At 73.2% G+C, this 10,009-nt stretch carries 4 protein-coding genes, 1 tRNA gene and 2 pseudogenes; 4 read left to right on the top strand and 3 right to left on the bottom strand.

Annotation, left to right across the window (positions count from 1 at the left end; all coding sequences use genetic code 11):
- Positions 1-28: 28 nt before the first annotated feature.
- Complete coding sequence (gene rnt / locus CR938_RS12835) at positions 29-694, top strand: ribonuclease T (RefSeq protein ID WP_425502453.1); 666 nt, start codon at positions 29-31, stop codon at positions 692-694.
- Between the two features lie 9 nt (positions 695-703).
- Here rnt and CR938_RS12840 read toward each other — a convergent pair.
- From CR938_RS12840 to rnr, 3 genes and pseudogenes are all read right to left on the bottom strand, one after another.
- Positions 704-3,373, bottom strand: a pseudogene (locus CR938_RS12840) (ligand-binding sensor domain-containing protein); the annotation flags it as partial.
- A gap of 66 nt (positions 3,374-3,439) precedes the next feature.
- Positions 3,440-4,183 carry a 23S rRNA (guanosine(2251)-2'-O)-methyltransferase RlmB gene (gene rlmB / locus CR938_RS12845; protein ID WP_162125387.1) on the bottom strand — a complete coding sequence of 248 codons (744 nt, stop codon included), beginning with the start codon at positions 4,181-4,183 and terminating at the stop codon, positions 3,440-3,442.
- A 75-nt stretch (positions 4,184-4,258) separates the two neighbouring features.
- On the bottom strand, positions 4,259-6,556 hold the full coding sequence (rnr, locus tag CR938_RS12850) for a ribonuclease R (RefSeq protein WP_246191094.1): 2,298 nt from the start codon (positions 6,554-6,556) through the stop codon (positions 4,259-4,261).
- 243 nt (positions 6,557-6,799) lie between these two features.
- Here rnr and CR938_RS12855 point away from each other — a divergent pair.
- The 3 genes and pseudogenes from CR938_RS12855 to CR938_RS12865 form a co-directional block, all read left to right on the top strand.
- Positions 6,800-6,884, top strand: a tRNA-Leu gene (locus CR938_RS12855).
- A gap of 417 nt (positions 6,885-7,301) precedes the next feature.
- The gene (parC, locus tag CR938_RS12860) at positions 7,302-9,545 is read left to right on the top strand and encodes a DNA topoisomerase IV subunit A (RefSeq protein ID WP_162125389.1); all 2,244 of its coding nucleotides are present in this window, start codon (positions 7,302-7,304) and stop codon (positions 9,543-9,545) included.
- A 13-nt stretch (positions 9,546-9,558) separates the two neighbouring features.
- Positions 9,559-9,891: pseudogene (locus CR938_RS12865) on the top strand (class I SAM-dependent methyltransferase); the annotation flags it as partial.
- Positions 9,892-10,009: the final 118 nt, after the last annotated feature.

Consider the following 10,009-nt stretch of genomic DNA (forward strand, 5'->3'; position numbering starts at 1 on the left):
GGGGGCGGGCGGGCCGCTCTGCTACCCTGTGCGCATGGACGAGATCGATCTGGAACACGGCCCCGATGCCGGCCCGCAGGCCGCCCCGGCCGGCGCGATGGCGCGCCGCTTCCGCGGCTTCCTGCCGGTGGTGGTGGACGTGGAGACCGGCGGCTTCGACTGGAACCGGCACGCCCTGCTGGAGATGGCCGCCGTCCCGATCGAGATGGACGCCGAGGGCCGGTTCTATCCCGGGCAGACCGCCAGCGCCCACTTCATCCCGGCGCCGGGCACCGAGATCGATCCCAGGTCCCTGGAGATCACCGGCATCCGCCTGGACCACCCGTTCCGCATGGCCAAGCCCGAGCGCGAGGCGCTCAGCCACGTGTTCAACCACGTGCGCGCGGCGGTGCGCCGCTACGGCTGCCAGCGCGCGATCCTGGTCGGGCACAACGCCCACTTCGACCTGAACTTCCTCAACGCCGCGGTGGCGCGCAGCGGGCACAAGCGCAACCCGTTCCACCCCTTCAGCGTGTTCGACACGGTGTCCCTGGCTGGCATCGCCTACGGCCAGACCGTGCTGGCCCGCGCCATGCAGGCCGCCGGCCTGGACTGGGACGCCTCCGAGGCGCACTCGGCGGTGTACGACGCCGAGCAGACCGCCCGGCTGTTCTGCCGCATCGCCAACGCCTGGCCCCACCCGCCGGCGGCCTGAGAACGCTCAGCCCAGCTGCAGGCGGTCGCGGCCGGCACGCTTGGCCTGGTACAGCGCCGCGTCCGCGCGCCGGTACAGCTCCTCGGTGCACTCGCCCGGGCGCAGCTCGACCAGGCCCAGGCTGAAGCTCACCTGCAGATCGTCCAGGCCGGCCCAGGGCCGGTGCGCGCGCACCCGCGCCTGCAGCCGCTCGCAGGCTGCCAGCGCCTCGTCCAGGCGGATGTCCGGCATCAGCAGGGCGAACTCCTCGCCGCCCAGCCGCGCCACCAGGTCCGAGCCGCGGTGCTGGCTGGCCAGCAGGCGGCCGAACTCGCGCAGCACCTGGTCGCCCACGGTGTGCGAGCGGGTGTCGTTGATCCGCTTGAAGTGGTCGATGTCCAGCAGGGCCAGGCACAGCGGCCGGCCGCCGCGCCGCGCCAGGGCCAGGTCGCGGGCCAGGGTCTCCTCGAACCGGCGCCGGTTGGGCAGCCCGGTCAGGGCGTCCTCGCGCGCCTGGCGGGCGTAGGCCTCGGCCTGCTCGCGCAGCCGCTCCAGCAGCGCGCCGGCGCGGGGCTCCACCCGCCACCGGGGTGCGCGGCCTGCACCTCCAGGGTGTAGCGGCCCGGCGGCAGGCCGACGAACTCCACGTCGCGGCGGGTGCCGCGTTCGATCCAGTCCTGGTCCAGCCCCAGCAGCCGGGCGCGGTAGCGGATGCACTCGGGCAGCAGGTAGCTGAGCCCGGCATAGGTCACGGCCAGCCGGCTGCCGCCCGACAGCGCCTCCAGCGCGTGCCAGTCCAGGGTCCGGCCGTCCACGCTCACCGCCTCGATCACCGGCGGCGGCGGCGGACGGTCGGCGTAGCGCGCCAGCCGCGCCGGGGCCACGCTGGCCACGCCGGCGGCGGTGGCGATCCAGAGGCTGCCGTCGCGGCGGCGGATCGCCGCGGGCGAGGAGCTGCCGTTGCCCTGCGCGCTGGGCAGGCCGTCGATCTCGGTGTAGCGCCGCAGCGGCAGGCGCAGCACGCCGCGGTTGCTGGTAATCCAGGCATTCCCGGCCGCATCGGCCAGCAGCGAGAACACCGTGTCCACCGGCAGGCCCTGCTCCAGGCCGACCCGTGCCAGCCGGCCGCCGCGCACGCGGTACAGGCCGCGGTCGCTGGTGATCCACACCGCGTCGCCCACCTTGTGGAAGCCGAACACGGTGCGCGGATCGCCGCCGGCCTGCTCCAGGGGCACGCGCTCCACCGTGCCATCGGCGCGCAGCACGCTGGCCCCTTCCACCGATCCACAGCCCGCCGTCGATCGCCGCCAGTGCGGTCACCAGGCCCCGGGGCATGCCCGGCAGCGCCGGCGGCGGATGCACGCCGGCCCCGTCCACCCGCACCACGCCGGCACGGGTGCCGACCCAGACCTGCCCGGCCGCGTCCACCGCGATCGCCCGCACGTGGCCGCTGGGCACCCCGTCGGCCTGGCCGTAGCGCTGCACCAGGCGGCCGCCGCGCAGGCGGAACACGCCGTCGGCGAAGGTGCCGGCCCACAGGTCGCCGTCGCGGCCCTCGGCCAGGCTCAGGATCGAGGACACGTGGCCGTTGCCGCCGTCCAGCGGCACGGGATGGAAGCGGCCGTCGGCGCCAAGCCGGTCCAGCCCGCCGGCGCTGCCCACCCACAGGGTGCCGGCCGCGTCCTCCAGCACCGCGCGCACGTACTCGCTGCGCAGGCCGTCGCGCCGGCCCCAGCCGGTGAACAGCGCCTCGCGCAGGCGGAACAGGCCGCCGTTGGCGCCGATCCAGATGCTGCTCTCGGTGTCCTCCAGCAGGCTGGCGATGCGGCCCTGGGCCAGGCGTTCCGGCGGCAGCCACTCCTGCCCGTGCGGGCCGATCCGGATCACGCCGCGGTTCTCGGTGCCCAGCCACAGGCTGCCCTCGCGGTCCTGCAGCATCGAGGTGAAGTAGCCGGCGCCGGGGACGACGTGCGCCTCGGCGAAGCGGCCGCCGTCGCGCCGGAACACCCGCTCGCCGGCCGCCACCCACAGCGTGCCGTCGGGGGCCAGGTACGGCCACGCCAGGCCGAGCGGCAGGCCATCGGCCGGGCGAGGCGGCGCCAGCGCCCGTCCGCCGCGCGCAGGACCAGCCCCTCGAGGGTGCCGCTCCACAGGCTGCCGGCCGCGTCGATGGCCAGGCGCGGATAGCTGGCCGGCAGCGGGATGCCGGGCGGCGGGGCGATGTACTCCAGGCGCCCGTCCGGATGCACGCAGCCCAGGCCGTGGTTCTCGAACAGCAGCCACAGCCGGCCGGCCGCGTCCATGGCCATGTCGTGGACCAGGGCGCGCGGCCACTGCGGCGCGCGCTCCAGGTACTCCCAGGTGCCGTCCGCGCCCAGGCGGCCGAGGTTGCCGCGCGAGTCGCTCAGCCACAGCGTGCCGTTGGGGTCCACGTACAGCGCACCCACACCGTTGTCGCGCAGGCCCGGAGTGGTGCCGCGGTCGAACGGGGTGAACTCCACGCCGTTGTAGCGGGCCACGCCCTCCCAGGTGGCGAACCACAGGTAACCCTCGCCGGTCTGCGCCATGTCGCGCAGCGAGTTGTGGCGCAGGCCGTTGCGCGTGGTCCAGGCGTCGATGGCGTAGTCGCGCAGCGGCGGTGGCCCGGGCGCCGCGGCCGCGGGCCGGCCCAGCAGCAGGCACAACAGGGCCAGGGCCCATGCGGCGTGCGGCCAGCGGCGACGTCCGCCGCGCCGGGATCCGCCCATCCCCCCCTGTCCCCGCGCCTCAGCCGCGCTGGCGCAGCGCCTCGAACAGACAGATGCCGGCGGCCACGGAGACGTTCAGGCTCTCCACGTCGCCGGCCATGGGGATGCGCACCAGCGCGTCGCACTGCTCGCGGGTCAACCGGCGCAGGCCCTCGGCCTCGCCGCCCAGGACCAGGGCCACGTTGCCGGCCAGGTCCAGGTCGTACAGCGAAGGATCCACCTCGCCGGTCAGGCCGTACACCCACACGCCCTGCTTCTTCAGGTCGCGCAGGGTGCGCGCCAGGTTGGTCACGGTGACCACCGGCACGCGGTCGGCGGCGCCGGCCGAGGTCTTGCGCACGGTGGCGTTGACCGGCGCCGACTTGTCCTTGGGAATGACCACGGCGGTGGCGCCGGCGGCCGCGGCGCTGCGCAGGCAGGCGCCGAGGTTGTGCGGATCCTGCACACCGTCCAGCACCAGCAGCAGCGCGCGCCCGCCGGCGGCCTCGACCAGGCCGGGCAGCTCGTGCTCGCTCCAGGTGCGCGCCGGCGCGTAGCGCGCGGCCACGCCCTGGTGGCGGACGTTGCCGCCGATGCCGTCCAGCGCCTGCGCCGAGACGCGGCGCACCTCGATGCCGCGGCGGCGGGCCTGCTCCTCGATCTCGATCAGGCGCGGGTTGCGGGTACCGGTCTCGACCAGCACCTCACGCACGTGCCCGGCGTCGTTCTCGATCGCCGAGGCCACGGCGTTGACGCCCACGACCCACTGGTTCTGCTTGCTCATGCGACGAAGGCGTCCGGTGGAACAGGCCGCACATTGTACGCGGCGGCGCGGCCGCCGCGGGCGTTGGGGTGGCGGTCAGCCGCGGCGGCGGCGGCCGCGCGGCGCAGGCGCCTCCTCGTCCTCGGCCAGGCGGAAGTCGATGCGGCGGTCCTCGACGCTGGCCTTGAGCACCAGGATGCGCACCCGGTCGCCGAGGCGGAACTCGCGGCCGCGGCGCTCGCCGGTCAGGGTCTTCCGGAGCGGGTCGAAGTGGTAGTAGTCGTGCGGCAGCTGGGTCACGTGCACCAGGCCGGTGACCTTGGAATCCACCAGCTCGACGAACAGGCCGAAGCTGGTCACGCCGCTGATCACGCCCTCGAAGCGGCTGCCGACGTGCTGCTCCATCCACGCCGCGCGGTAGCGCTCGTCCACCTCGCGCTCGGCCTCGTCGGCGCGGCGCTCGCGCTCGGAACACTGCAGCGCCAGCGCCGCCATCTCCGTGGCCGAGTACAGGTAGTCGGATGCACGGCCGCCGCGCAGGGCGTGCTTGATCGCACGGTGCACCAGCAGGTCCGGGTAACGGCGGATCGGCGAGGTGAAGTGGGCGTAGGCCTCCAGCGCCAGGCCGAAGTGGCCGAGGTTGTCCGGCGAGTACACCGCCAGGCTCTGGCTGCGCAGCAGCACCGACTCCAGCAGTGCCGCGTCCGGCCGGTCGCGCACCTTGCGCAGCATGCGCGCGAAGTCGCGCGGCTCGACCTTGGCCCAGGGCGGCATGCGCAGGCCGAACTCCTGCAGGAACTCCAGCAGGTCGGCGTACTTGGCCTCCGGCGGCCGCTCGTGGATGCGGAACGGCGCCGGGATGCGCCTGCGCAGCAGGAAGCGCGCGGCCTCGACGTTGGCCGCGATCATGCACTCCTCGATCAGCTTGTGGGCGTCGTTGCGCGGCAGCATGCCGGCCTGCACCACCTCGCCCTCGCGGCCGATGATGAAGCGCACCTCCGAACTCTCGAATTCGATCGCGCCGCGCCGCTGCCGCGCCCGGGCCAGCACCTTGTACAGCTGGTACAGCCGCTCGACCTGCGGCATCAGCGGGCCGATCTGCGCGCGCGCCTCGGCGTCGTCCTCGCCCACCGCCTTCCACACCTGGGTGTAGGTCAGCCGCGCATGCGAGCGCATCACCGCCTCGTAGAAGCGCGAGCGGGTGACCTCGCCCTCGTGGTCCACCTGCATGTCGCAGACGAAGCAGAAGCGGTCCACGTCGGGATTGAGCGAGCAGATGCCGTTGGAGAGGGTCTCCGGCAGCATCGGCACCACGAAGCCGGGGAAGTACACCGAGGTGGCACGGCGCTGCGCCTCCTCGTCCAGCGCGCTGCCCGGCGTCACGTAGTGGGAGACGTCGGCGATGGCCACCACCAGGCGGAAGCCGTTGCGGTTGGGCTCGCACCAGACCGCGTCGTCGAAGTCCTTGGCGTCCTCGCCGTCGATGGTCACCAGCGGCATGTCGCGCAGGTCCACGCGCCCGCCGATGGTCTCCGGCTCGACCACCAGCGGCACCGCGGCGGCCTCGTCCAGCACCGCCTGAGGGAACTCGTGCGGCAGGTCGTGGCCGTGGATGGCCGCCTCCACCACCAGCGAGGGGGTGAGGCGGTCGCCGAGCACGGCGGCGATGCGGCCGATCGGCGGGCGCCGCGAATCCGGCGGCTGCACCAGCTCGCACACCACCAGCTGGCCGTCGCGGGCGCCGCCGATGGCGTCCGGCGGCACCTGCACGTTGCGCTGGATGCGCTTGTCGTCCGGCACCACGAAGTGGATGCCGGCCTCGGTGGCGAAGTGGCCGATCAGCCGGGTCAGGCGCCGCTCCAGCACGCGGGCGATGCGGCCCTCGCGGCGGCCGCGGCGGTCCATCCCGGTGACGCTGACCAGCACCCGGTCGCCGTGCATGACCTTGCGCATCTCCGCCGGCGGCAGGAAGAGGTCGTCGGTGCCGTCGTCGGTGCGCAGGAAGCCGAAGCCGTCCGGGTTGGCGAGGACCGTGCCCGGGACCAGGTCGGTCTGCTCCACCGGCGCGTAGCCGCCGCGGCGGTTCTGCACCAGCTGGCCGTCGCGGACCATCGCGCCCAGGCGCTTGAGCAGCGCCTCGAACCGCTCCGGCTCGGTCAGGCCCAGCTGCCCGGCCAGGTCCTCGGCGGTCTGCGGGCCGGTGGCCGCATGCAGCAGCGCGAGGATGGCCTCGCGGCTGGCGATGGGGTTGGCGTAGCGCTCGGCCTCGCGGTCGGCGTAGGGATCGCGGAAGCCGGCCGACGTGGCCTTGAGCGCACGCGCCGGCGTCCTGCGCCGCTCGCCGGCCGCCTTGTCCCTGGCGGCGGCCGGCCGCGCCGGTGCCGGCTCCGGCATCCAGGGCGGCAGCGCCGCCTTGCGCTTGCCTCCCGTCCTGCCGGTGCCACCCGCCGCGCCCGCGGCCTTGCGGCCCGTCGCGCCGCCCCTGCGGCCTTCGCCGCCCGCGGCCTTCCCGCCGCGCGTGTCTTTCTTTTTCATGCGGCGATGGTACACTTCCCTCCGTCGTCGCCGCGTCGGAACGATTCTTCGACGGGAGCGTTGACAAAGCCGAAGGCGCCCTTCAAAATGCGCGCCTCACCTGCCCAGGTGGCGGAATTGGTAGACGCACTAGTTTCAGGTACTAGCGGGTAAAACCGTGGAGGTTCGAGTCCTCTCCTGGGCACCAAGACTCGAAAAAGCCCCGCTCCGGCGGGGTTTTTTGTTGCCCGCGTTCCGCACCCGGCGCGCCGGTTTGGCCACCTCCCGCCTTCCGCCGCAGCCGCCGCATCGGTGACGACGCGGCAGACCTGCCCGGATGCTCCTGCACACCGATGGCGGTTGGATCACCGGCAAGCCGGGCGGTGGCCACGCCACAGGGAGGGCAGCCATGGCTCCGGCCAGCGCCCGCCTCGCCTCCCGGCGCCACATCCGCGCGCACCTCCCGACCCGGACAGGGCTGGCCCGGATGCACCTGCCCGGTCGCCGCTGGCGCGCGCCCTGCAGACGGGCACGCAGAGGGCGGCATCGCGGCTGCCTCACCTGCCCGGGCGCGATGCCGAAGCCGGGTAGAATCGGGCTTTCCGCTCACCCCCGCACCTGCCGCATGACCGAAGCAATCCGCCCCGTCTTCCACGGCTTCGAACAGATCCCGCTGCGCGAGTACGCCGAGCGCGCCTACCTGGACTATTCGATGTACGTGGTGCTGGACCGCGCCCTGCCGTTCCTGGGCGACGGCCTGAAACCGGTGCAGCGGCGCATCGTCTACGCGATGAGCGAGCTGGGGCTCAACGCCTCGGCCAAGCCGAAGAAGTCCGCGCGCACCGTCGGCGACGTGATCGGCAAGTTCCACCCGCACGGCGACTCGGCCTGCTACGAGGCGCTGGTGCTGATGGCCCAGCCGTTCTCCTACCGCTACCCGCTGATCGAGGGCCAAGGCAACTTCGGCTCGCCGGACGATCCCAAGAGCTTCGCGGCCATGCGCTACACCGAGGCCAAGCTCACCCCGATCGCCGAGGTGCTGCTGGGCGAGCTGGGCCAGGGCACGGTGGACTGGGTGCCCAACTTCGACGGCACCCTGCAGGAGCCTAGCTGGCTGCCGGCACGCCTGCCGCACCTGCTGCTCAACGGCACCACCGGCATCGCCGTGGGCATGGCCACCGACATCCCGCCGCACAACCTCAACGAGATCGTCAGCGCCTGCGTGCGCCTGCTCGACGACCCGGAGGCCAGCGTCGCCGACCTGTGCGAGCACGTGCGCGGCCCGGACTACCCGACCGAGGCGGAGATCATCACCCCGCCGGACGAGCTGCGCGCGATGTACGAGAGCGGCACCGGCAGCGTGCGCGCCCGCGCCACCTGGAAGAAGGAGGCGGGCAACTTCGTCATCACCGCCCTGCCCTACCAGGTCTCGCCCTCCAAGGTGATCGAGCAGATCGCCGCGCAGATGCGCGCCAAGAAACTGCCCTGGCTGGAGGACATCCGTGACGAGTCCGACCACGCCAACCCGGTGCGCGTGGTGCTGGTGCCGCGCTCCAGCCGCGTGGACGGCGAACAGCTGATGAGCCACCTGTTCGCCACCACGGACCTGGAGAAGAGCTATCGCATCAACCTCAACGTCATCGGCCTGGACGGCAAGCCGGCGGTCAAGGACCTGCGCACGCTGCTGGAGGAGTGGCTGGCCTTCCGCACCGACACCGTGGTGCGCCGCCTGCGCCACCGCCAGGAGAAGGTGGAGCGCCGCCTGCACCTGCTGGAAGGCCTGCTGGTGGCCTTCCTCAACCTGGACGAGGTGATCCGCATCATCCGCACCGAGGACGAGCCCAGGCCGGTGCTGATGGCGCGCTTCGGCCTGTCCGAGGCGCAGGCCGAGTACATCCTGGAGACTAGGCTGCGCCAGCTGGCCCGCCTGGAGGAGATGAAGATCCGCGGCGAGCAGGAGGAACTGGCGCAGGAGCTGGAGCGCATCGTCGCCACCCTCGGCAGCAAGGCCAGGCTGAAGAAGCTGGTCAAGGACGAGCTGCTGGCCGACGCGAAGAAGTACGGTGACGCCCGCCGCTCGCCACTGGTGGTGCGCGAGGCCGCGCAGGCCTTGGACGAGACCGAGCTGGTACCCAGCGAGCCGGTCACCGTGGTGCTGTCGGAGAAGGGCTGGGTGCGCGCGGCCAAGGGCCACGACGTGGACGCCGCCGGCCTGTCCTACCGCGAGGGCGACGGCCTGCTGGCCGCGGTGCGCAGCCGCAGCACCTGGCAGGTGGCCTTCATCGACTCGCAGGGCCGCAGCTACTCGACGGTGGCGCACTCGCTGCCCTCGGCACGCGGCAACGGCGAGCCGCTGACCGGCCGCTTCTCGCCGGCGCCGGGTGCCTCGTTCCAAGCCCTGGCCTCCGGCGAGGCGGACAGCCGCTTCGTGCTGGCCTCCTCGCACGGCTACGGCTTCGTCACCCGCTTCGAGAACCTGGTCGGCCGCAACAAGTCCGGCAAGGCCCTGCTCAACCTCACCCCGGGCGCCCGCGTGCTGCAGCCGGCGCCCCTGGGCAATCCCGGGACCGACCGCATCGTCGCCGTGACCAGCGCCGGCCACCTGCTGGCCATCCCCGCCGGCGAGCTGCCGGAGCTGGACAAGGGCAAGGGCAACAAGCTGATCGACATCCCGCGCGCCAAGCTGGGCACCGAGCGGGTGGTGGCCATCGCCGCGGTGGCGCCGGGCCAGACCCTGCTGGTCAGGAGCGGCCAGCGCACCATGTCGCTGTCCTTCCGCGACCTGGAGGAGTACCTGGGCGCCCGCGCCACCCGCGGCGGCCTGCTGCCGCGCGGCTGGCAGAAGGTGGACGGGCTGGCGGTCGAGTAAGGCGCCGGCGGCGATGGAACCTGCGTACTGGCTGCAGCGCTGGCGCGAAGGTCGCACCGGGTTCCATCGCCAGGAGGTGATGCCGCTGCTGCAGCGGCACTGGCCGGCACTGGAGCTGCCGGCGGACGCGCCGGTGTTCGTGCCGCTGGCCGGCAAGACCCTGGACATGCACTGGCTGGCCGCGCAGGGCCACCCGGTGCTGGGCTGCGAGCTCTCGCCGCTGGCGGTGCAGGCCTTCTTCGCCGAGGCCGGGCTGGTGCCGGAGCGCGTGCAGGACGCCGACGGCGTGCACCACCGCAGCGGTCGCATCGACCTGGTGCTGGGCGACGTGTTCGGCCTAGCAGCTTGTTGAAATTCTCCCGCGCCAGAGCTTGCTTTCAAGCCCTCTGTTTGCGATATCGACCTCAGCCATAGTGGAGGGCGTGGGATGCGCGGTGCAGACGTCACTCAGGAATCGTTGTTCA

The sequence above is a fragment of the Pseudoxanthomonas taiwanensis genome (genome assembly GCF_010093135.1).
GTDB lineage: Bacteria > Pseudomonadota > Gammaproteobacteria > Xanthomonadales > Xanthomonadaceae > Pseudoxanthomonas > Pseudoxanthomonas taiwanensis.

Excerpts from the sequence above, each read along its gene's own strand:
- rnr (WP_246191094.1), bottom strand. The coding sequence starts at position 6,556 with ATGCCGGAGCCGGCACCGGCGCGGCCGGCCGCCGCCAGGGACAAGGCG.
- parC (WP_162125389.1), top strand. The coding sequence starts at position 7,302 with ATGACCGAAGCAATCCGCCCCGTCTTCCACGGCTTCGAACAGATCCCG.
- rlmB (WP_162125387.1), bottom strand. The coding sequence starts at position 4,183 with ATGAGCAAGCAGAACCAGTGGGTCGTGGGCGTCAACGCCGTGGCCTCG.